The organism is Streptococcus parasanguinis (assembly GCF_001074805.1).
GTDB lineage: Bacteria > Bacillota > Bacilli > Lactobacillales > Streptococcaceae > Streptococcus > Streptococcus parasanguinis_A.
Map to the genome: position 1 here is coordinate 1 of NZ_JUPI01000135.1, position 21,988 is coordinate 21,988.

Below are 21,988 nucleotides of genomic sequence, written 5' to 3' on the forward strand. Positions count from 1 at the left end.
TGCGTCTTGCTCGACAATCCAAAAATAATTGAGAGGCTAGGACTTTTGTCCCAGCCTCTTTTTCGTATTAAACAAGATGACGTTCAAATGGATCATCTGAGATTCCTTGGTCTAGAATCAAGCGACACCATTCTTTGGCTGAGAAGAGGCTGTGGTCCTTGTAATTTCCACAAGACTCAATGGTTGTGCCTGGGACATCCTCCCAAGTGCTGACTGATGCAATTTCTTCTAAAGATTCTTTAATCACTTTAGCAATTTCCGTACTCGAATGCTGTCCCCACATGATCATATGAAAACCGGTGCGACATCCAAATGGGGAACAATCAATCATACCATCGATGCGTTTGCGAATAAGCATCGCAAGAAGGTGCTCGATCGTGTGGAGCCCTGCAGTTGGAATCGCATTTTCATTGGGTTGCACCAGACGAATATCGAAGTTAGAGATGATGTCTCCTTTGGGTCCAGTTTCTTCCCCAATCAAGCGTACATAGGGAGCCTTCACAGCTGTGTGGTCCAATTCAAAACTTTCAACAATTACTTCTTTTGTCATACTCAAATCCTTCTTTGTTTTTCTTGATTATAGCATAAAAAAGCAGATTCAACAAAGTGGAAATAAATGAATTCCTCACAGATGTTCCATGAAAGAAAAGACGATAAAAGAATAAGCATTAAGCAAAAATATAAAAGGTTTTTCCTGTTTTTTTAGATTGTTAATTTTAGTAATTTATGGTAAAATGTAAAAGAATTTTTAATTCAACTAATTAAATAGATTTGGGGTAAAAGCATGAATTTTGTTATTACAGGTGTTTTTGCCGCGGTCATTGGTTTAGTCATTGGATATGTGGGAACTGCTCTTAAAATGAAAGCTTCAAAAGAGGCTGCGGAACTCACCCTTTTGAATGCTGAACAAGAAGCAACGAATTTACGTGGACAGGCTGAACGCGAAGCCGATTTAATTTTAAAAGAGGCGAAGCATGAGTCAAGTTCACTTAAAAAAGAAGCACTTTTGGAGGCAAAGGAAGAAGCCAGAAAATATCGTGAAGAGGTCGATGCTGAGTTTAAGTCAGAACGACAAGAATTGAAGCAATTAGAAAGCCGTTTGGCAGAACGTGCTAGCAATCTTGATCGCAAAGACGACATTTTAACAAGCAAAGAACAGTCTCTTGAACACAAAGAGCAAAGTCTTACAGATAGAACTAAACACATTGATGCGCGGGAACAACAGCTGGAAGAGCTTGAACACAAGAAAGTAGAAGAACTGGAACGTGTCGCTGCTCTAAGTCAAGGAGAAGCGCGTGACATTATTTTGAGTCAGACGGAAGAGCAACTTTCAAAAGAAATTGCCTCACGGATTCGTGATGCTGAATTGGAAGTGAAAGAACGTTCTGATAAAATCGCAAAAGACATTCTCGTGCAAGCTATGCAGCGAATGGCGGGTGATTTTGTTGCTGAGCAAACAAACTCAACCGTTCATTTGCCAGACGATAGTATGAAGGGTCGGATTATTGGTCGTGAAGGTCGCAACATTCGTACCTTTGAGAGCTTGACAGGTGTCGATGTGATTATTGATGATACGCCTGAAGTGGTGACCTTGTCAGGGTTTGATCCGATTCGTCGTGAAATTGCCCGCATGACAATGGAGAGCCTTCTCAAAGATGGTCGGATCCATCCAGCCCGTATCGAAGAGCTGGTTGAGAAGAACCGTCAGGAAATTGACAATCGTATTCGTGAATACGGTGAGGCGGCTGCCTATGAAATTGGTGCGCCAAACCTCCATCCAGATTTGATGAAAATCATGGGACGGTTGCAATTCCGTACTTCTTATGGTCAAAACGTTTTGCGTCACTCCATTGAAGTTGCCAAACTTTCTGGTATTATTGCTAGCGAGTTGGGTGAAAATGCTACCTTGGCACGACGTGCAGGATTCTTACATGATATCGGTAAAGCGATTGACCGTGAAGTGGAAGGAAGTCACGTCGAGATTGGAACTGAATTGGCACGGAAGTACAAGGAACACCCAGTGGTGGTCAATACTATTGCCAGTCACCATGGAGATGTGGAACCTGAAAGTGTTATCGCAGTCATTGTCGCTGCAGCTGATGCCTTGAGTGCGGCTCGACCTGGAGCACGAAGTGAGTCACTTGAAAGTTACATCAAGCGTTTGCAAGATCTTGAAGAAATTGCAAACAGCTTTGAAGGAGTTAAGACAAGTTTCGCCCTTCAAGCAGGACGTGAAATCCGTATTATGGTGAGCCCTGAGGCAATCAAGGATGATAAAGTGACGATCTTAGCTCATGATATTCGTGAGAAGATCGAGTCCAATCTTGAATATCCTGGAAACATTAAGGTTACCGTTATTCGAGAATTGCGTGCAGTAGATTACGCAAAATAAACGAAAAGCTTGAGATCTAGCATCTCAAGCTTTTTGAATGAAAAAAATCAGTTGAAAATTAGGCCGATTTTTGTTACACTAGATAGAAAGACATTGAAGGAGAAATCATGGCGGATCGTGGCTTATTAATTGTATTTTCTGGCCCTTCAGGGGTTGGAAAAGGAACGGTCAGACGAGAAATTTTTGAAAACTCGGACAATCAGTTTCAGTATTCTGTATCGATGACGACGCGTGCACAACGTCCAGGTGAAGTGGATGGTATCGATTATTTTTTCCGTACACGTGAAGAATTTGAAGATTTGATCCGTCAAGGGCAAATGTTAGAGTATGCTGAGTACGTTGGAAATTACTATGGGACTCCTTTAACTTATGTGAATGAAACCTTGGACAAAGGAATTGATGTATTCCTTGAAATTGAAGTTCAAGGTGCGCTCCAAGTAAAGAAAAAAGTGCCAGATGCAGTTTTTATCTTCTTAACCCCGCCTGATTTGGATGAATTACAAGATCGATTAGTGGGACGCGGAACAGATAGTGCAGAAGTCATTGCGCAACGGATTGAAAAAGCAAAAGAAGAAATCGCCATGATGCGTGAATATGACTACGCAATTGTGAACGATGAAGTTCCTCTTGCTGCTCAACGTGTCAAACGTGTGATCGAAGCAGAACATTTCCGTGTAGACCGTGTCATTGGGCATTATCTGGATATGTTACCAAAAACACAAACTATTGTGAAGAGATAAATAATTAGAAATTAGGTATAGGAATATGATGTTAAAACCTTCTATTGATACATTGCTTGACAAAGTACCCTCAAAATACTCATTGGTCATACTTGAGGCAAAACGGGCCCACGAATTGGAAAGTGGTGCAGTGCCAACTCAAGAATTCCAATCGGTCAAATCAACATTACAAGCGCTTGAAGAAATCGAGTCAGGAAACGTAGTTGTTCACCCGGATCCAGAAGCAAAACGTGAAGCGCTTCGTCGTCGGATTGAAGCAGAGCGAATCCGCAAAGAAGAAGAAGAGCGCAAAATTAAGGAACAAATTGCCAAAGAAAAAGAAGATGGTGAAAAAATTTAAGGTTGGGGCTTCTCAATCTTATTTTTTGCTATTTAAAGGGTTCCGTGATAAAGTAAAGCTCATATGATAGAGGCTGGAGGTGAAAAAGTGATAGCAAAAGTCATCGTAGATGTCCCATTGATGCAGACAGATAAACCCTATTCTTATCAGATTCCATTAGAATTTGAGGATATGGTGGAGGCAGGTATGCGAGTTCATGTCCCCTTTGGTAAAGGGAATCGCCTCATTCAAGGGATTGTGGTAGATGTTTTAGAAGAGGCAGACACAAGCGAGGAATTAAAAGCGATTGTGGAGGTCTTGGATTACACTCCGGTCTTAAATCAAGAGCAGTTCTGGTTGGCAGATCAATTACGAAAAAGTGTTTTTTCTTATAAGATCACGATTTTAAAAACCATGCTTCCTTCTCTCCTCAATTCGAGTTATGATAAGATTTTGTATCCTCAACCTTCTTTAGATCCAACTCTCAAAGTGAAACTTTTTGGTGAAAAAAATGAAGTTTCTTTTTCTTCTCTAGATGCGGCCGATCAAGCCCAAGTGATGCGGTTGGTCAGAAAAGGAGATTTGGTACTTGAATACAAGGCCAAGGATAGGAAACAAATTAAAACAGAAAAATGGTATCGCGTTAACCAGGAAGGATTAAAAGAACTTCAACCATCAGGAAGAGCTAAAAAAAGGCTAGCATTGAAAGAGCGCCTGTTACTAGAGCAAGGGGAGCAACCCTTAGCAGGATTGTATCAGGATTTTTCACGAGAAGTGGTAGCTTATTTTATCGAACAGGGTGTTTTAGAAATTACAGAACGAGAAGTGAATCGGGCGGCTGCATATTATGAAGGCAAAGAACAGACCCAGGCTCTGCTTTTAAATTCAGAGCAAGCAAAAGCTGTCGAAACAGTAGTTTCTCAAATTGGGAAAACATCAAAACCTTTTTTACTAGAAGGTGTGACTGGAAGTGGGAAAACAGAAGTTTATCTGCAGATTATTCAAGAAGTTCTAAATAAGGGGAAAACGGCTATTATGTTGGTTCCTGAGATTTCCCTGACGCCACAGATGACGGATCGTTTTATCTCGCGTTTTGGCCAGGAAGTAGCTATTCTGCACTCGGGCTTATCAAATGGTGAGAAGTATGATCAATGGCGAAAAGTTGAACGTGGGGAGGCCAAGGTAGTCGTTGGAGCGCGCTCAGCCATCTTTGCCCCTTTAAAAAACATCGGAGCCATCATCATTGATGAGGAGCATGAGGCTTCCTACAAACAAGATAGTAATCCACGCTACCACGCAAGGGAAGTCGCAGTCCTAAGGGCTCAGTACAATCAAGCAGTCTTGCTTCTTGGATCTGCTACACCAAGTTTAGAATCGAGGGCTCGTGCAACAAAAGGGGTTTATGAATTAATTCGTCTCACCCAACGGGCCAATCCGGCAGCCAAAATTCCAGAAGTTAAAGTCGTTGATTTCCGTGATTATATTGGTCAAAATGAAGCTGGTAACTTCACTCCGGTTCTAGTGGAAGCTATTGCTGATCGCTTGCAGAAAAAAGAGCAGGTCGTCTTGATGTTGAACCGCCGTGGTTATTCCAGCTTTGTCATGTGTCGCGAGTGTGGAACTGTGGATACTTGTCCCAATTGTGATATCTCACTGACCCTCCACATGGATACTAAAACCATGAACTGTCATTATTGTGGCTATAGCAAAGCGATTCCTCGACACTGTCCAAATTGCCAAAGTCCTTCCATTCGTTATTACGGGACAGGAACACAAAAAGCCTATGATGAATTACAAGAGATCTTTCCTGAGGCTAAAATTTTGCGTATGGATGTGGATACTACCCGAAAAAAAGGGAGCCACGCAGCAATATTAGATGCTTTCGGGAATGGAGAAGCGGATATTTTATTAGGGACGCAAATGATTGCGAAGGGCTTGGATTTTCCAAATGTGACGTTAGTGGGTGTCTTGAATGCGGATACTTCTTTAAATTTACCGGATTATCGATCCTCAGAGCGAACCTTTCAACTCTTGACTCAGGTGGCAGGAAGGGCCGGACGAGCAGAGAAAGAAGGAGAGGTTATCATTCAGAGCTACAACCCCAATCATTATGCGATTCGATTTGCCAAAAACCAAGATTATGAAGGCTTTTTTGCCTATGAAATGCAGATTCGCCGGCAGTTAGGCTATACGCCTTATTACTTCACAGTTGGGTTAACCCTATCCCATAAGAGTGAGGAAATTGTGATGGAGAAGTCACATCAGGTCATGGAAATTCTCCGATCTGGCTTATCTGATCAGGTCCAAATCTTAGGACCAACACCTAAACCAATTGCACGCACACATAATTTGTATCATTATCAAATCATTGTGAAATATCGTTTCGAAGAAGGCATGACACAGGTCTTGAATCAAATCCTAGAATTTACACAAGAAAGAGGCAACCAAGATCTACGTGTCAGTATTGATAATGAACCTCAAAGCTTTATGTAAGGAAGAAAGAAATGACAAAATTAATTTTTATGGGAACGCCTGATTTTTCAGCGACGGTTTTAAAGGGATTGTTAGCAGATTCGCGCTATGAAATTTTGGCAGTTGTGACGCAACCAGACCGCAAAGTAGGTCGCAAAAAAGAGATTCGAATGACCCCGGTGAAGCAGGTAGCTTTAGAACATCGACTACCAGTTCTTCAGCCGGAGAAATTATCGGGTAGTCCAGAAATGGAAACGCTCTTATCACTAGATGCAGATGGAATTGTGACCGCTGCTTTTGGACAATTTTTACCGACAAAATTGTTGGAGAACTTCCAATTCGCGGTGAATGTCCACGCGTCTTTATTACCTAAATATAGAGGTGGAGCTCCCATTCACTATGCCCTGATCAATGGTGACGAAGAAGCTGGGGTTACAATTATGGAAATGGTCAAGGAAATGGATGCCGGAGACATGATTGCAGCTCGTTCTCTCCCAATTTTAGATGAGGACAATGTGGGAACTTTGTTTGAAAAATTGGCAGTCCTTGGACGTGACTTACTCCTAGATACTTTGCCAGCTTACCTGGCAGGGGAGATCAAGCCAAGTCCACAAGATCCAAGTTTGGTCACATTTTCACCGAATATTTTACCGGAAGAAGAGGTTTTGGACTGGACCAAAACCAATCGCCAAGTCTTTAATCAGATCCGAGGGATGAATCCTTGGCCGGTCGCTCATACGTTATTAAATGGGCAACGCTTTAAAGTTTATGAAGCAGAGCTATGCGAAGGAAATGGAAATCCAGGAGAAGTGATTGCTTTGACCAAAAAAGAGTTGCTGGTCGCTGCAGGAGAAGGCGCATTGTCCCTCAAAGTTGTGCAGCCGGCAGGAAAACCAAAAATGTCCATCACAGACTTTTTGAATGGCGCTGGCCGTCAATTGAAAGTAGGAGATCACTTTGGAAATTAAACAAATGAATGCGCGTGAACAGATCGTTCGAGTGTTAGAAGAGGTTTTTGAACAGGGAGCTTATTCTAATATTGCACTAAATCAAGCGCTAGAACACTCTCAACTTTCAGATAAAGATAGAAGCTTTGTTACGGAAGTTGTATACGGTACTGTAGCACGGAAGATAACACTCGAGTGGTATCTCGCCCACGTAATTGAAGACCGGACGAAATTGGATCCTTGGCTCTATTATCTTTTGATGATGAGTTTGTATCAACTTGTTTATTTAGACCGCATTCCCGATCATGCCATCGTCAATGAAGCTGTTCGGATAGCAAAACGTCGAAAAGAAGGCAGTGAGAAGTTTGTCAATGCTATTCTTAGAAAGCTCCTCCGCGAGGGGCTACCAGCTATTGATACGATCAAGCGAAAGAACAAACGTTATTCGGTAGAGTATTCCCTACCTGTATGGTTGGTCAAAGCATTGATCGAAGAATACGGTGAGGAACGTGCTTGCGCTATTTTTAAGAGTCTCTATCAGCGTAATAAATCCAGTATTCGTGTGATTGATCTAGACGAAAAAGAAGAGTTGGCTCAGCTACTCGAAGCAACCTCCTCTCTACTTGCTCCGTCCGCTCTCGTGAAAGAACAGGGACATTTTGCAGCGCATTCCTTGTTCAAAGAAGGGCGCATTACTATTCAAGACGAGTCCAGTCAATTGGTGGCACCGGCTTTGGATTTGCAAGGAGATGAGTGGGTTTTAGATGCCTGTGCGGCGCCAGGTGGAAAGACGACCCACCTGGCTTCTTATCTCACAACTGGGAAAGTCACAGCCTTGGATCTCTATGACCATAAGCTCAAATTGATTCAAGAAAATGCTAATCGGCTCCATGTTGCGGACAAAATTTTGACAAAGAAGTTAGATGCGACAAAAGTCTTTGAAACATTTGGACCTGATGCTTTCGATAAAATTTTGGTGGATGCGCCTTGTTCAGGGATTGGTTTGATACGGAGAAAGCCTGATATCAAGTACAATAAAGAGAGTGCAGATTTTGTATCTTTACAAGCTATTCAATTGGCCATTCTGGATAGTGTTTGTCAAAGTGTGCGTAAAGGTGGTATAATAGTGTACAGTACGTGTACAATTATGGGTAAAGAGAATTTTGAAGTGGTGGACCAATTTTTGAAAAACCATCCAAATTTCGAACAAGTCCCATTGGATCACGAAAGAAAAGATATTCTTAAAAATGATTGTATCCTTATTACACCCGAATTATATGGAAGCGACGGCTTCTTTATCAGTCGTTTTAAGAGAATCTCATAATATCAGGAGGAAACTGACAGTATGGATATTACGATCTTAACCGATGTAGGTCAAAGACGGACAAATAACCAAGACTATGCAAATCAATATAAAAACAAGGCAGGAAAATCTATGGTTTTACTTGCTGATGGTATGGGAGGACACCGTGCCGGAAATATTGCTAGTGAAATGGCAGTCACAGACCTAGGTGCGGCTTGGGTTTCTTCTGAGATCGAGACGGTTAATCAAGTACGGGAATGGTTTGCAGAACATTTAGAAGCTGTGAACCGTCGGATCCATTTAGCTGGGCAAGATGATGAGCACAAAGGAATGGGAACGACACTGGAAGCTTTGGCTTTTGTAGAAGGACAAGTGATTTATGCCCATGTTGGAGATTCGCGGATTGGCCTCATTCGTCAGGGCGAATACCAGCAGTTGACCAGTGACCATTCTCTTGTAAATGCTCTTTTGCGAGCTGGTCAAATTACAGAGGAAGAAGCTGCCCATCATCCTCAACGTAACATCATCACTCAGTCCATTGGTCAAAAAGATGAGTTAGAGCCGGATTATGGTTTGGTGACGGTTGAAGCAGATGATTATATTTTGATCAATAGTGACGGTTTAACCAATATGATTGGCCCGGATGAAATCAGAGATATTGTCTTGAGTGATGTTTCACTGGAAGAAAAAGCTCAAACCTTGATTCGTTTTGCCAATAATGCTGGAGGCTTGGATAATATCACTGTTGTACTGCTCCACTTTACTGAGGAGGACGCAGCATGATTCAAATCGGCAAAATTTTTGCCGGGCGATATAAAATCATCCAACAAATTGGACGCGGCGGGATGGCAGATGTTTATCTTGCGCGTGATTTGATTTTAGATGGGGAAGAAGTTGCAGTCAAGGTACTGCGTACGAATTACCAGACGGATCCCATTGCGGTTGCGCGTTTTCAGCGTGAAGCAAAGGCGATGGCAGAGCTGGACCATCCAAATATCGTTCGGATTACAGACATTGGCGAAGAAGAAGGACAACAATACCTTGCAATGGAATATGTTGCAGGTTTAGACTTGAAACGCTATATCAAAGAAAATGCTCCTTTATCAAATGAAGAAGCTGTTCGTTTGATGGGGCAGATCCTTCTAGCTATGCGTCTTGCCCATACGCGTGGCATTATCCATAGAGATTTAAAACCACAGAATGTCCTCTTGACACCAGATGGAACAGCAAAAGTTTCAGACTTTGGGATTGCAGTGGCCTTCGCAGAGACTAGCTTGACCCAGACCAACTCGATGTTGGGGTCGGTTCATTATTTGTCCCCTGAGCAGGCGCGTGGATCAAAAGCTACGGTGCAAAGTGACATCTACGCGATGGGGATTATTTTCTATGAGATGTTGACAGGACACATTCCTTATGATGGAGATAGTGCAGTCACAATTGCTTTGCAGCATTTTCAAAAGCCACTCCCCTCTATTCGTGAAGAAAATAAGAATGTTCCACAAGCTTTAGAAAATGTGGTGATCAAGGCGACAGCTAAAAAACTGACGGATCGCTATAAATCAGTGGCAGAGATGTATGTGGACCTTTCAAGTTGCTTGTCCTATGAGAGAAGAAATGAGAAAAAACTGGTTTTTGAAGACCAAGCGAAAGCTGATACAAAGACTCTTCCAAAAGTGAGTCCAACTCCAAGGACGGCTCCTGTTCCAATCTCTGAGGTACGCAGTGAAATCAGTTCAGTAGATCCTAATCGACCATTATCTGATCAGCAGACCATGGCGCCAAGTAAAAAGCCAAGAAGACGTTTGCGGGCGCGCTACAAGGTCTTGTTTGTTGCCATTGCCCTAGTACTTGCAGCCTTTACTTTCTTGTTATATATGAGCCCAGCCAATAAAACAGTTCCAGATGTTTCCGGCAAAACCATTGCCGAAGCCAGAGCGGTTATTGAGGGACAAGACCTTCAAGTCGGTGAAGAGAAAGAAGAGTACAGTGATTCGGTTGCAGAAGGCTATGTCATTCGAACCAATCCAAATGCAGGGGCCCAAAAGAAAGAACAAAGTCGAATTGATTTGATTATTTCCAAAGGACCAAACAGCTTTGAAATGCCAAATTACGTGGGTGAAACACGGGCAAAAGCAGAAGAAGATCTGAAAAATACTTATAAAGTATCAAGCAAAATGATCACGATTGAAGAAGTTGAGACCTTCGATTATGCTGCAGGGACAGTTCTTGAACAAACTCCAGCTCCAGGAGAGCAATATTCTCTGAATTCAAAAACCAAGATTGTTTTGAAAGTAGCGAAAGAAACGACTTCAATTGAAATGCCAAACTATGTTGGATCAACTTACGATTTTGCTAGAAGTAATTTGATTGAGATCTATAGTATTAAAGAAGCCAATATCGAATTAAGAAAAACAGAACATCTCCCTGATGGGGTAGTTGTTTCTGCCGGTCAAATTGTTAGTCAAACTCCAGAAGTTTCGAGTACGGTGGATATTAACCGAACACGAATTGTTTTAACGGTATATGAACCTAAAGTGACCGCTTCTTCAAGTACGAAAGCCTCATCCAGTTCAGATACATCTAGTTCATCTTCTGCTGAACGATCAGATACAGAAAGTTCTAGCAGTAGTGCAACTGGTGGAGATTCATAAAACAGTCTAAGACTCAGATGGATTTCTGAGTCTTTTTGTATTTTTTTGTTGCTATGTCGTGATTTTTTTATTTCCCTGTCGAGGGAAATACTTTGAAGTCGCTTCAAGAAACTATTTTTCTACAGATGAATAGATTATGTGAACTCCTTAACAAACAAGGGGTTTCAAGTCCGGTAAAATAAAATAGTCAATTAAACATAAGGTAATTTGAAGTTGAAAATAGATTGAATATCAAATTATTTGCCTTTGTTTTAGCCCACATGCTATAATCTGCGTGAAAGGAGATCAAAGAGTAAAAAGTCGTTCAGGCCTGCTTTGATAGGAAATTGGTAAACGAATAGATTTTTTTCTGCTAGTTGAATAGGCCTTGACAACTAGTGGAGAAAAATATCGTGAACTGAGAAACAGGGAGGTAGAATGACTTTTGAAATATGTGCACATAGTTGATGTATCTTTCGCCTATACTTTCCCAATGGAGATTATTTAAATGGACAGAAAATATAGAGTGGTTAGTCGAGCAATCTTAGCAACAGCTATGATTGTCCCGGCATTTATAGCAACAAAAGTAGCTGCAGAAAATAGAGGATGGAATACCTCCTCTTATCGTTCAAACTATTATAACTATGGTTACAATAATTGGAACGGTTATAATGGCTATAATTCATGGACCTATAGTTATGGCTATGGATATCCAAATTGGAACTATTATTATGGCTATAACTATGGTTATCCTAGCTGGAATAATTATTATGGCTATAATGGTTGGAACTATGGTTATTCCTTGGAAAATGATGTAAACTACATTTATTGGAATGGCAATCATTATTATCGGATGAGTGATGGAACTTACCGGATCTACCGCAATGGTGAGTGGAAGCCTCTAACTAATCGGAATAACTCTACTAATAACCTTGCCAATGACCCTCATTATGTATATGAAAATGGCTACCATTATTATGTATTGGATAATGGGGATTATTACTACTATAAAAATGGCAAATGGGTATTTGTGAAGAATTCAACGGAAAATCCTGATACTCCTGATCCGGTTCCAACACCGACTCCGGATCCAACTCCAACACCTGAAGAGCCAGATCCAAGCGATAAACCGGATCAACCAGTTAATCCATCAGAACCATCTACACCAGAAGATCACGGCAACTTGATCTTCCCAGAAAATCCTCCATTTGTAGGAGCAGATGGAGAGTTTGATCCTTTCGCACCAACCCCAGAAAATCCAAGTGAACCAAAACCAGAAGAACCGGTGCAACCTGAAGTGCCTGGAAATGATGGTTTGGTATCAACAGATCAGCCTAGTGAAAACCAAATTCCTCCATACGTTGAGACACCAGCAGAAGGATTAGAACATCTTCCATGGGCTCCAAATGGACGAGCACCTAAGATAGTCTATCCTCCTGGAAAACCTGGATCAGCAGCTTTGCGTCGAGATAAGAACTACTACTTTGACGGGTCGACTCACTATTACTACGTTCCTTCTGATACGGAAGCAACTGGTTACTCTGCTTATTGGAAATGGAATGGAGATAAATGGAAACTTTATGGAATGACAGATCCGAAAGATCCTGAGATCGATCCAAAATTCCACGAAGATGCCAAAGATGATGAATATGCTTATAGCGATCGTGACTCAAGCGTGAAGCTCTACTCTACAAATCTGGTAGAAACAGCTAAAGCAGGTCAAGCTCTTCCATTTAAGAATGTGGATGAATTTAAGGACTATGTCATTAAGAAAATGAATCCTAAATTTATTGATAATGCTGGCTGGGATGCCAAAGTAGAATGGGAAATCGAGGACCCAGAACTCTTTGAGCAATCTAAAGAAAACCCATGGGCTAAAGACTATGTTTTAATCGCTAACTTGAAGAGTGGAGTAGATGACAAGAACTATAAAGATGTTGAGTTTGGCTATGTGAAATTCGTTTATCGTGTAGAAGCGACAGACAATACAAACTATATCGAGTTAGATAAAGCGAAAGAAGCTTTTGCTAAGATTAACGAATTACGAAAGGCACAAGGCTTAAAAGAATTGACTTGGTCAGATGATGTCTACAACTCACGTGCCTTGCCAAAAGCCCATACTATTTCACGTCAGTACGATAGCACAGGGTTTGTAGCTCGCCGTGAAGACAATGCAACAACAGTCGCAACGAAATGGTATAACAGTGGATTGAGAGAATTAATGCTCGATCCAAATGCCACAGAAGGTGCGGTAGCAGCAGTCATCAATGGCGACGGTAACTATTACTGGGCATTCATGTATAAATAATGCCTCTAGACAACTGTTATCGGAAAGAACTTATTTAATAACAATTCATTCCGATACCAAGGACACCCAAAGGATTTCTTTCTTTTGGGTGTTTTTTTGCTCTTCTTATTATCCAACCACAGACGGAAGTCAAATGAGGAAAAATTTGATAAAATAGGAAAAGATGAGGTAGACTATGTGGAAAATACAAATTTTTATTTTCGTTGAAGCCGTTTTGTTAACATTGGCAGCGATCACCATTTTATCAATCGATTTTTCCAGATTTGTTGTCTTGATGGTTCTCTTTTTGCTCCTTTTGTATTACTATTTTGGCAAACAAAAAGCGAATTTTCTATTAATCGCGCTGAGTGTGCTATTGTTTTTTATCGTGATGCTGAATCCTTTTGTGATTGCAGCCATTTTATTTGCGGTGGTTTATGGTTTATTGATTGCTTACCCTTATATGTATAAGGAAAATGAAGCCGTTGTGTTTGATGTTGAAGAGGATACGAAAATTCGTCAGGAAAAAACTCGATGGATTGGTGATTTACAACATTTTTCAAAGCAAAGTCGAGGGTATCGAGATCTGAATGTAATCCGAGTTTTTGGAAATGACACCCTCCATTTAGAGGAGGTAGCCATTTGCAATTGGGACAATGTAGTGATCATTCGGAAAGGTTTTGGAAATACAAAAATTATCTTACCGATTGATTTGGAGTTGCATTTACAAATTAACACCCTGTATGGAGATCTGAAGTTTTTGGATCTTCCTGTCCGTAAAATGAGGAATGAAACCATAGACATTGAAACGGCACACTATCGGAGATCGCACCGTTCTATAAAAATTGTGTTAGTTGGTATTGTTGGGGATGTTGAGGTGATTCGCGCATGAAGAAATTAGACTATCTCCTATTGTATTTCTATTCCCTAATGGTGGTTGCGGTCATTTGTCATACCATTTTCCATTTTGTTGGTTTTCAGTGGGGCAAACTTCTCTCAGATCTTTCCTTGCTTCAGTCATTCCTATTTTTGGTTTTTAGTCTGACGCTTGCATTGACGGCTTTGGTTGTCTTAATTATCAAAATCACGCAATTTGTAACAGTTCATGCAGTACAACAAAAGGTAGAATCTATCCTGACTGCTTCACAGCGAAAAGAAATTGCCCCCAAAGAATTGAATCAACAGTTAGATTTATTGGACAGCAAATTACTTCGACTAGAAGAAAATTTACAAAAGAGTGAAAATCGTGTGATGCGAAATGAAGAAGAAATTGTGGAAATCGAGCGTAAGAGAATTGCGCGTGATCTACATGATACGGTTAGTCAAGAATTGTTTGCAGCCAATATGATTTTATCTGGAGTGGCAGCACGGGCTCTTGAGTTAGAGAAAAGTCAGATCCAGCAGCAACTAAATGGTGTGTCAGATATTCTAGGTACAGCCCAAAATGATTTACGCGTCTTGCTCCTACATCTTCGTCCTACAGAATTGGAAGGAAAAAGTTTGGTAGAAGGGATGGAGATGATTTTTAGAGAATTGAAGGAAAAGAGTAACCTAGCAGTTGTCTTCCATCATAATGACGTGAGCATTCCAAAAGAAATGGAAGAACATCTATTTCGGATCGTCCAAGAAATTGTCAGCAATACCTTGAAACACGCTAGAGCTCAACAAATGGATGTCTTTTTGCAACAGGAAGGAAAACAACTTCATTTACGGATGGTAGATGATGGAATCGGATTTGAGCAGGAAAAATTGGAACGATTGAGTTATGGGTTGAAAAATATTCAAGAACGTGTAGAAGACATGGCGGGAACCATTAAAATAAGAACGAGTCCTCAAAAGGGAGTGGCTGTAGATATTCGCGTTCCCCTCCTTGTAAAAGATAAAAATGAAAAGGAAACTGTATGAAAGTATTATTAGTAGATGATCATGAAATGGTCCGATTGGGATTGAAAAGCTTTTTGTCCATGCAAACCGATATTGAGCAGGTCTTAGAGGCGAAAAATGGGCATGAAGGGGTGGAGTTGGCGCTGAAAGAAAGACCAGACGTCATCATCATGGATATTGTGATGCCAGAGCTAAATGGAATCGATGCGACTCTAGCCATCCTAAAAGAGTGGCCGGAAGCTAAAATTGTCATTTTGACGTCTTATTTAGATAACGAAAAGATTTACCCTGTCTTAGATGCCGGTGCAAAAGGGTATATTTTAAAGACCTCGTCAGCAACTGAGATCTTACAGGCTGTCAGAAAGGTTGCAAAGGGAGAATTTGCAATTGAGACAGAAGTTAGTCAAAAAGTTGAGTCACGAAAGAACCATGCTGAATTGCATGATGATTTGACAGCTAGAGAACGAGATATTCTGGCTTTATTGACGAAAGGATATGAAAATCAACGAATAGCAGATGAACTCTTCATTTCTTTAAAAACAGTGAAGACCCATGTCTCCAACATCTTATCGAAATTAGAAGTCAGTGATCGGACGCAAGCAGTCGTCTATGCCTTTCGACACCATCTGGTGAATCAAGAAGATTTTTAAAAGGAAACATGCTATAATAGAGCGTGATCATAAGGGGGAGACAAGTGGACGCAAAATTACGTTATAAAGCCAAAAAAGTTAAAATCGTCTTTTTTGATATTGATGATACATTACGTGCAAAAGAAACAGGATTGATCCCAGAATCTGTCAAAGACGTCTTCCATCAGTTGAAAGAAAAAGGAATCCGAACAGGGATTGCAACCGGCAGAGGGATTTTTGGGGTTGTTCCTGAAATCATGGACTTAAAGCCTGATTTTCTAGTAACCTTAAACGGTGCCTATATAGAAGATACAAAAGGAACTGTGATCTACCAATCACCAATCAATGAAGCAATCGTTTCTTCTTTTGTAGATTGGGCCAAAGAATCCGAGATTGATTATGGGTTAGTGGCTAGTCATCAAGCTGCCCTGTCTAATCGGACACCCTTGATCAGTGATGCTATTGACATCATTTATCCCAACTTACCCGTAGATCCAGATCTGCATTTGAAAGAACCTATTTTCCAAATGTGGACCTTTGATGAACAGGATAGTGAGCTAGAGTTGCCCCCTTCTTTGCAAGAGGACTTGCGCCTAGTTTCGTGGCATCCCCATTCGTCAGATGTTGTTCGTTTTGAAGCTTCAAAAGCTTCAGGAGTTTCTCATCTTGTAAATCATTTGGGCTTGAAGCCAGAGAATGTTTTAGTATTTGGGGATGGATTAAATGATCTAGAACTGTTTGATTATGCTGGAATTAGTATCGCAATGGGAAAATCTGCCCCAGAGTTACAAGAAAAAGCTGATTATATCACTAAGAATTTAGAAGAAGATGGCATATTCTATGCCTTAGAGGAGTTAAATATGGTTGAAAAAGAATTGACGTTACCACAGTTAGAACTTGCTACGGCTGACGGTCCTGTCGCTGTGATCAAAACCAATCACGGTAAGATGAACATTCAATTGTTCCCGGATCAAGCGCCAAAAACAGTTGCAAACTTTGTAGCTCTTGCTAAGTCTGGTTATTATGATGGTGTCATTTTCCATCGGATTATTAAAGATTTTATGATCCAAGGGGGAGATCCTACTGGTACAGGTATGGGTGGTGAATCCATCTATGGTGAGAGCTTTGAAGACGAATTTTCAAAAGAATTGTACAATATTCGCGGAGCCCTTTCGATGGCAAATGCTGGACCAAACACAAATGGCAGCCAATTCTTTATTGTACAAAATCAACATCTCCCATATTCGAAAAAGGAATTGGTCCGCGGTGGCTGGCCTGAAAAAATTGCCGAAATCTATACGACAGAAGGAGGAACTCCTCATCTAGATCAACGCCATACCGTATTTGGACAATTGATGGATGAAGCTTCATTTGTGGTATTGGATGAGATTGCGGCTGTTGAGACAGGTATGATGGATAAGCCAGTAGAAGATGTCGTGATTCAAACCATCGAGATTGAGGACTAATATGAAAATTGGAGATAAGTTAGAAGGGACCATTACAGGCATTCAACCTTATGGTGCCTTTGTCGAACTAGAGTCGGGTGTCACGGGCTTGATTCATATCTCAGAGATTAGAAGTGGTTATGTAAGTAATATTCATGATATTCTTTCAATTGGAGAAAAAGTCTTTGTCCAAGTCATCGATGTTGATGAATATTCTAAGAAAGCTAGCCTCTCTCTGAGAACCTTAGAAGAAACACCGCAACGAAGTATTCGACACCATCGTTTTTCAAATGATCGCAACAAAAGTGGTTTTGCTCCCTTAGCTCAACAGATGCCAACCTGGGTCAAAGAAGGAAAAGCATTCTTTAGCAAACAAGAAAAAAAATAAAAACTTCGCTAGGTTGATGAAACCTACCGAAGTTTTTTGGTATAGTGAGTTATTCAAATTCGTAAAGAGTAGTGGAAAGGTAACGTTCCCCATTATCTGGTGCAAGGGCAAGAACTTTTTTACCGCTACCTAATTCTTTTGCGACTTCAATAGCAGCATAGATAGCAGCTGCGCTTGAGATACCGACTAAGAATCCTTCAGTTCCACCGATAGCGCGTGCAAGTTCGAAAGCTTCTTCTGAAGATACACGACGAACACCATCATATGCGTTAGTGTCTAAAGTGTTTGGAATAAAACCTGCTGAAATACCTTGGATTTTATGTGGTCCAGGTTTTTCGCCAGAAAGAACCGCAGATTCATTGGCTTCAACGGCATAGACTTTGACAGCAGGATTGTTCTTTTTCAAAGTATGAGAAATACCAGAAACAGTACCACCAGTACCAACACCTGCGACAAAAGCATCTAAACCATCTTTTCCAAAGGCATCAACGATTTCTTGTCCTGTTGTTCTCTCGTGTACCTCTGGGTTAGCAGGGTTTTCAAATTGAAGAGGAAGGAAGCCATTTCTTTCTGCAGCGATTGCTTCAGCTTTAGCGATGGCACCTTTCATTCCTTCACTTCCAGGAGTCAAAACGAGTTCAGCTCCATAGGCTTGGATGATTTTACGACGTTCCACACTCATGGTTTCAGGCATGACAATCACAACTTTATAGCCTTTAGCTGCACCAACCCATGATAAACCAATCCCAGTGTTTCCACTAGTTGCTTCGACAATTGTATCACCGGGTTTGATCAAGCCATCTACTTCAGCTTTTTCAATCATGCTTAAAGCAATCCGGTCTTTAACCGATGATCCAGGGTTGAAGGCTTCGAGTTTGACATAGACATCTGCAGCTCCTTCAGGAACAAGACGGTTCAATTTGACAATTGGAGTGTTCCCAATCAATTCTGTAATATTTTCATAAATAGCCATAATATACCTCAGTTCTAGATTTTCTTAATACTAACAAGTATAGTCCCTTGTGGGAAGAATGTAAAATATAGAAATTTTATGGGTGTGATAAAAAAAAACTATCGTTGCCGGTAGTTTCTTTGATTATTTTTCTACAGAAAGTAGTGGTACTTCAATCTCGCGAATTCCTTGATCTTCTATAAGGATTTTCCCATTATAAAATTCGACTAAAGCAGCTGTGATAGAAGGTGTGTCTTCTTTGTCTACAAAAATAGTTGTCGCCACCCGATCTGTAAACATCGGATCTTGTTCTACCAATTTGTTGTTTTTTAAGAAATTAGCAAATTCTTGGTATTGGGAATAAGAAAGTGTGATCCCAAGAACAACTTGCTCCTTGATTTCTACCAGTCCAATCTCTCGAACTGCTTGAGCCACACTTCCAGCGTATGCACGAATCAGACCGCCAGCACCTAATTTAATGCCTCCAAAATAGCGGGTAACCACAACACAACTATTGGTGATGTGATGATTCTCTAAAACTCCCAACATCGGTACACCCGCTGTTCCACTAGGTTCGCCATCGTCACTAGTCCGTTTAATATCGCTATGTTCTCCAATGATGAAAGCAGAACAGTTATGTGTGGCCTTGTAGTGTTCCTTCTTGATCGCGTTGATAAAATCTCTAGCTTCCTCTTCAGAAGAGACGCGTTTAACATGACAAATGAATTTCGATTTTTTGATTTCTTCTTGAACAGTGCCGTTCTCTTTAAATGTAACATATTCCATATTCTTATTTTACAAAAAAAGAATGATTTTCTCCAATTTTTGCGAATTGATAAGTATGAAGATAGAAGATACTTATGGAAGACTCTTACCAGAGAGCCAGATGACAGACGATTTAAAAGAAATGGCCCAAGAACTCCCAACCATAGAAAAACAAAATGGAAGGTACCGATGTTTTCGATGTGGCAGTATGATTGATCAAAAACTTTGGAAGTTGAGTGAAGAGGTCCTGTATTGTAGAGCTTGTATCCAATTGGGAAGGATCCGGAGTGACCAAAAACTTTATGCTATTGCACAGCAAGACTTTGAAGGACAAGAGGTGTTAAACTGGAAAGGAACCTTGACTTCCTATCAACAAGAGGTATCAGATGGTCTCATCAAAGCAGTTAAAGAAGGAAAAAATGCCTTGGTACATGCTGTGACAGGAGCTGGGAAAACGGAAATGATGTACCAGGTTGTAGCAACAGCGATCAAGAGTGGACAAGCAGTTTGTATTGCTACCCCAAGAATCGATGTCTGTATCGAACTGTACGGAAGGATGAAGGAAGATTTTTCCTGTTCTATATCGTTGCTTCATGGGGGATCGGACCCCTATTTTAGAACACCTTTGGTAATCGCTACAACTCACCAATTGTTAAAGTTTTATCAGGCCTTTGATCTCCTTATTATAGATGAGGTCGACGCTTTTCCCTTTGTAGATAATCCGATGTTATACAAAGCAGCTCAGAATGCGATAAAAAAAGAAGGGAACACCCTTTATTTAACAGCAACCTCTACAGATGAGTTAGATAAAAAGGTTAAGAAAAAAGAAATCATCCGTTATAGTCTTCCAAAACGTTTCCATGGGAACCCACTAGTGGTTCCAGAAATAAAATGGGTATCGAAAATTAGAGAAAAAATAGAAAAAGGAAGAATCCCCTACGAACTATTGAAACTAATCAAGAAGCAAAGACAGACTCACTACCCATTGTTAATCTTTGTATCTGAAATTGAATTAGGACAACAATTTAAAGAGAATATAAAAAAATACTTTCCGAAAGAAAAAGTAGGTTTTGTATCCTCTCAGACACAGGATCGCTTGAGAATTGTAGAAGAATTTAGAAATAAAGAAAAAACAATACTAGTCTCGACTACCATACTTGAAAGAGGAGTTACCTTTCCGCTTGTAGATGTATTTGTTTTAGAAAGCAACCATCGCTTGTTTACGAAAAGTGCCCTTGTACAAATCTCAGGAAGAGTTGGACGTAGCAAAGAAAGACCAACAGGCCAATTACTCTTTCTATCAGATGGAATAACAAAAGAAATGAAAAAAGCAATCAAGGAAATAAAACAAATGAATCAGGAGGCTGGGTTTTGAAAGAATGTCTGCTTTGTAATAAAGAGTTAAAAACTAGTGAACATTTCACAGATCTTATTTTTATAAATCGACAAGAAAAATGGATTTGTAAAGAATGCAAAGAAAACTTCGAACAAATTGGCGAAATTCATTGTCCTAGGTGCTTTAAAGATAAGGAGGAGAAAGTATGTAAAGATTGTGAGTTCTGGGAAGACAAAGGAAATACTGTTCAACATGAAGCTTTATATAGATATAATGGAGCAATGAAAGACTATTTCAAACGATATAAATTTGAAGGAGATCGTTTGTTAGGAATGGTATTTGCAAGTGACATCAAAAAAGCGTTGAAAAAGTATAAAAACTATACAATAATACCAACTCCAATTAGCCATGAAAAAAAGCAGGAGAGAGGATTCAATCAAGTCTCGACAATACTAGATTTTGCAGAAATAAAGTACAGCCCTCTATTTCATAAAGAAGACAGCTTGGCCCAATCAAAAAAAACAAGAGAAGAAAGATTAAAAACCTCTCAACATTTTCAATTAAATGAAGAAGTTCCAGAAAAGAAAAAGTATCTTATCTTCGATGATATATACACAACTGGCAAAACAATCGAATTAATGAAGCGCCTGTTAATTGAAAAAGGTGTGAAAGAAATAAAGACATTTTCAATCGCAAGATAAAAAAAGATTTGCAAAAAAAATATGAAAGCGTTATAATATACATATAAATAAAAACATAATGTTTAGAAAGTAGGTACTAATATGATTAAATATAGTATCCGTGGTGAAAACCTAGAAGTAACAGAAGCCATTCGCGACTATGTCGTTTCTAAACTCGAAAAGATTGAAAAATATTTTCAGGCAGATCAAGAGCTAGACGCTCGTGTAAACTTAAAAGTTTACCGTGAAAAGACCGCAAAAGTAGAAGTAACCATTCCACTTGGATCTATTACACTTCGTGCAGAAGATGTGTCTCAAGATATGTACGGTTCAATTGATCTGGTTGTAGATAAAATTGAACGTCAAATTCGTAAGAATAAAACAAAAATCGAAAAGAAAAATCGTATTAAGTCTGGTGCAGGTAAGTTATTTACCGATGCAGTTATAGAAGAAGCAACAACCACAGAAAAAGTTGTTCGCTCAAAAACAATTGATCTAGAACCAATGGATTTAGATGAAGCTATTCTTCAAATGGATCTATTAGCACACGACTTCTTCATTTATCGTGATGTGGAGGACAACACAACTAATGTTATCTACCGTAGAGAAGATGGAGATATTGGTCTATTGGAAGTAAAAGAATAGAGATTAAAAACATCAATTAAATTATAGAAGGATCAGGAGCAATTTTGCTCCTGATTTTTTAGATAACCCAAAGAAGTAAGAATATTTTTTAAGAAAATAAAATTTTTTGAAAAAAAGTATTGACAGTAAGTCCAGGTCATGATATACTAATATAGTTGTCGCGAGAGAGCGACA

General features: G+C 40.0%; 20 protein-coding genes. 17 read left to right on the forward strand and 3 right to left on the reverse strand.

Features of this window, described 5'->3' with window-relative positions; genetic code table 11:
- Positions 1–67: 67 nt before the first annotated feature.
- Positions 68–550 (reverse strand): S-ribosylhomocysteine lyase, encoded by a 483-nt coding sequence (locus tag ADI76_RS09620; RefSeq protein WP_024054576.1) that lies wholly within the window; start codon positions 548–550, stop codon positions 68–70.
- Positions 551–784: 234 nt separating this feature from the next.
- Between ADI76_RS09620 and ADI76_RS09625 the strand changes: the two genes are divergently transcribed.
- The 14 genes from ADI76_RS09625 to ADI76_RS09690 all read left to right on the forward strand — a co-directional run bounded on the left by ADI76_RS09625 (position 785) and on the right by ADI76_RS09690 (position 17,436).
- On the forward strand, positions 785–2,392 hold the full coding sequence (locus ADI76_RS09625) for a ribonuclease Y (RefSeq protein ID WP_049492366.1): 1,608 nt from the start codon (positions 785–787) through the stop codon (positions 2,390–2,392).
- Positions 2,393–2,499: 107 nt separating this feature from the next.
- Positions 2,500–3,132 (forward strand): guanylate kinase, encoded by a 633-nt coding sequence (gene gmk / locus ADI76_RS09630; RefSeq protein WP_049516131.1) that lies wholly within the window; start codon positions 2,500–2,502, stop codon positions 3,130–3,132.
- 25 nt (positions 3,133–3,157) lie between these two features.
- Positions 3,158–3,472, forward strand: a complete 315-nt coding sequence (gene rpoZ / locus ADI76_RS09635; RefSeq protein ID WP_003010339.1) for a DNA-directed RNA polymerase subunit omega — start codon at positions 3,158–3,160, stop codon at positions 3,470–3,472.
- Between the two features lie 63 nt (positions 3,473–3,535).
- On the forward strand, positions 3,536–5,944 hold the full coding sequence (locus ADI76_RS09640; RefSeq protein ID WP_003010336.1) for a primosomal protein N': 2,409 nt from the start codon (positions 3,536–3,538) through the stop codon (positions 5,942–5,944).
- 11 nt (positions 5,945–5,955) lie between these two features.
- The gene (gene fmt, locus ADI76_RS09645) at positions 5,956–6,891 is read left to right on the forward strand and encodes a methionyl-tRNA formyltransferase (protein ID WP_003010335.1); all 936 of its coding nucleotides are present in this window, start codon (positions 5,956–5,958) and stop codon (positions 6,889–6,891) included.
- Positions 6,881–8,194 (forward strand): 16S rRNA (cytosine(967)-C(5))-methyltransferase RsmB, encoded by a 1,314-nt coding sequence (gene rsmB, locus ADI76_RS09650; RefSeq protein WP_049516133.1) that lies wholly within the window; start codon positions 6,881–6,883, stop codon positions 8,192–8,194. Before fmt ends, rsmB begins: the two co-directional genes overlap by 11 nt.
- 21 nt (positions 8,195–8,215) lie before the next feature.
- Positions 8,216–8,956 (forward strand): Stp1/IreP family PP2C-type Ser/Thr phosphatase, encoded by a 741-nt coding sequence (locus ADI76_RS09655; protein ID WP_021154558.1) that lies wholly within the window; start codon positions 8,216–8,218, stop codon positions 8,954–8,956.
- Positions 8,953–10,824, forward strand: coding sequence for a Stk1 family PASTA domain-containing Ser/Thr kinase (gene pknB / locus ADI76_RS09660; protein ID WP_049516135.1), 1,872 nt, complete (start codon positions 8,953–8,955; stop codon positions 10,822–10,824). Before ADI76_RS09655 ends, pknB begins: the two co-directional genes overlap by 4 nt.
- 487 nt (positions 10,825–11,311) lie before the next feature.
- Complete coding sequence (locus ADI76_RS09665; RefSeq protein WP_049516137.1) at positions 11,312–13,111, forward strand: CAP domain-containing protein; 1,800 nt, start codon at positions 11,312–11,314, stop codon at positions 13,109–13,111.
- A gap of 175 nt (positions 13,112–13,286) precedes the next feature.
- Complete coding sequence (gene liaF / locus ADI76_RS09670) at positions 13,287–13,982, forward strand: cell wall-active antibiotics response protein LiaF (RefSeq protein WP_003003865.1); 696 nt, start codon at positions 13,287–13,289, stop codon at positions 13,980–13,982.
- On the forward strand, positions 13,979–14,995 hold the full coding sequence (locus ADI76_RS09675) for a sensor histidine kinase (protein WP_049516138.1): 1,017 nt from the start codon (positions 13,979–13,981) through the stop codon (positions 14,993–14,995). The genes liaF and ADI76_RS09675 overlap by 4 nt, the downstream gene beginning before the upstream one ends.
- Positions 14,992–15,624 carry a response regulator transcription factor gene (locus ADI76_RS09680; RefSeq protein WP_049492345.1) on the forward strand — a complete coding sequence of 211 codons (633 nt, stop codon included), beginning with the start codon at positions 14,992–14,994 and terminating at the stop codon, positions 15,622–15,624. Before ADI76_RS09675 ends, ADI76_RS09680 begins: the two co-directional genes overlap by 4 nt.
- 44 nt (positions 15,625–15,668) lie before the next feature.
- Positions 15,669–17,069: a bifunctional Cof-type HAD-IIB family hydrolase/peptidylprolyl isomerase gene (locus tag ADI76_RS09685; RefSeq protein WP_049516140.1), complete on the forward strand. Its 1,401-nt coding sequence runs from the start codon at positions 15,669–15,671 to the stop codon at positions 17,067–17,069.
- Position 17,070: 1 nt separating this feature from the next.
- Positions 17,071–17,436: a S1 RNA-binding domain-containing protein gene (locus ADI76_RS09690; RefSeq protein ID WP_049496180.1), complete on the forward strand. Its 366-nt coding sequence runs from the start codon at positions 17,071–17,073 to the stop codon at positions 17,434–17,436.
- Positions 17,437–17,485: 49 nt separating this feature from the next.
- Here the strand turns inward: ADI76_RS09690 and cysK are convergent, their stop codons facing one another.
- Positions 17,486–18,409: a cysteine synthase A gene (gene cysK / locus ADI76_RS09695; RefSeq protein WP_049516141.1), complete on the reverse strand. Its 924-nt coding sequence runs from the start codon at positions 18,407–18,409 to the stop codon at positions 17,486–17,488.
- A gap of 123 nt (positions 18,410–18,532) precedes the next feature.
- Entirely contained in the window at positions 18,533–19,174 is a 642-nt protein-coding gene (locus ADI76_RS09700; protein WP_049516142.1) for a YigZ family protein, read from the reverse strand.
- A 55-nt stretch (positions 19,175–19,229) separates the two neighbouring features.
- Here ADI76_RS09700 and ADI76_RS09705 point away from each other — a divergent pair, with 55 nt between their 5' ends.
- From ADI76_RS09705 to hpf, 3 genes are all read left to right on the forward strand, one after another.
- Positions 19,230–20,528: a DEAD/DEAH box helicase gene (locus ADI76_RS09705; RefSeq protein WP_049516143.1), complete on the forward strand. Its 1,299-nt coding sequence runs from the start codon at positions 19,230–19,232 to the stop codon at positions 20,526–20,528.
- Complete coding sequence (locus ADI76_RS09710) at positions 20,525–21,190, forward strand: ComF family protein (protein WP_049516145.1); 666 nt, start codon at positions 20,525–20,527, stop codon at positions 21,188–21,190. The genes ADI76_RS09705 and ADI76_RS09710 overlap by 4 nt, the downstream gene beginning before the upstream one ends.
- A gap of 81 nt (positions 21,191–21,271) precedes the next feature.
- A complete protein-coding gene (hpf, locus tag ADI76_RS09715; RefSeq protein WP_049516146.1) occupies positions 21,272–21,814 on the forward strand; it encodes a ribosome hibernation-promoting factor, HPF/YfiA family in 543 nt (180 codons plus the stop codon).
- The last annotated feature ends 174 nt before the right edge of the window (positions 21,815–21,988 follow it).

Excerpts from the sequence above, each read along its gene's own strand:
- ADI76_RS09620 (WP_024054576.1), bottom strand. The coding sequence starts at position 550 with ATGACAAAAGAAGTAATTGTTGAAAGTTTTGAATTGGACCACACAGCT.
- ADI76_RS09625 (WP_049492366.1), top strand. The coding sequence starts at position 785 with ATGAATTTTGTTATTACAGGTGTTTTTGCCGCGGTCATTGGTTTAGTC.
- gmk (WP_049516131.1), top strand. The coding sequence starts at position 2,500 with ATGGCGGATCGTGGCTTATTAATTGTATTTTCTGGCCCTTCAGGGGTT.
- rpoZ (WP_003010339.1), top strand. The coding sequence starts at position 3,158 with ATGATGTTAAAACCTTCTATTGATACATTGCTTGACAAAGTACCCTCA.
- ADI76_RS09640 (WP_003010336.1), top strand. The coding sequence starts at position 3,536 with ATGATAGAGGCTGGAGGTGAAAAAGTGATAGCAAAAGTCATCGTAGAT.
- fmt (WP_003010335.1), top strand. The coding sequence starts at position 5,956 with ATGACAAAATTAATTTTTATGGGAACGCCTGATTTTTCAGCGACGGTT.
- ADI76_RS09655 (WP_021154558.1), top strand. The coding sequence starts at position 8,216 with ATGGATATTACGATCTTAACCGATGTAGGTCAAAGACGGACAAATAAC.
- pknB (WP_049516135.1), top strand. The coding sequence starts at position 8,953 with ATGATTCAAATCGGCAAAATTTTTGCCGGGCGATATAAAATCATCCAA.
- ADI76_RS09665 (WP_049516137.1), top strand. The coding sequence starts at position 11,312 with ATGGACAGAAAATATAGAGTGGTTAGTCGAGCAATCTTAGCAACAGCT.
- liaF (WP_003003865.1), top strand. The coding sequence starts at position 13,287 with ATGTGGAAAATACAAATTTTTATTTTCGTTGAAGCCGTTTTGTTAACA.
- ADI76_RS09675 (WP_049516138.1), top strand. The coding sequence starts at position 13,979 with ATGAAGAAATTAGACTATCTCCTATTGTATTTCTATTCCCTAATGGTG.
- ADI76_RS09680 (WP_049492345.1), top strand. The coding sequence starts at position 14,992 with ATGAAAGTATTATTAGTAGATGATCATGAAATGGTCCGATTGGGATTG.
- ADI76_RS09690 (WP_049496180.1), top strand. The coding sequence starts at position 17,071 with ATGAAAATTGGAGATAAGTTAGAAGGGACCATTACAGGCATTCAACCT.
- cysK (WP_049516141.1), bottom strand. The coding sequence starts at position 18,409 with ATGGCTATTTATGAAAATATTACAGAATTGATTGGGAACACTCCAATT.
- ADI76_RS09700 (WP_049516142.1), bottom strand. The coding sequence starts at position 19,174 with ATGGAATATGTTACATTTAAAGAGAACGGCACTGTTCAAGAAGAAATC.
- ADI76_RS09705 (WP_049516143.1), top strand. The coding sequence starts at position 19,230 with ATGAAGATAGAAGATACTTATGGAAGACTCTTACCAGAGAGCCAGATG.
- hpf (WP_049516146.1), top strand. The coding sequence starts at position 21,272 with ATGATTAAATATAGTATCCGTGGTGAAAACCTAGAAGTAACAGAAGCC.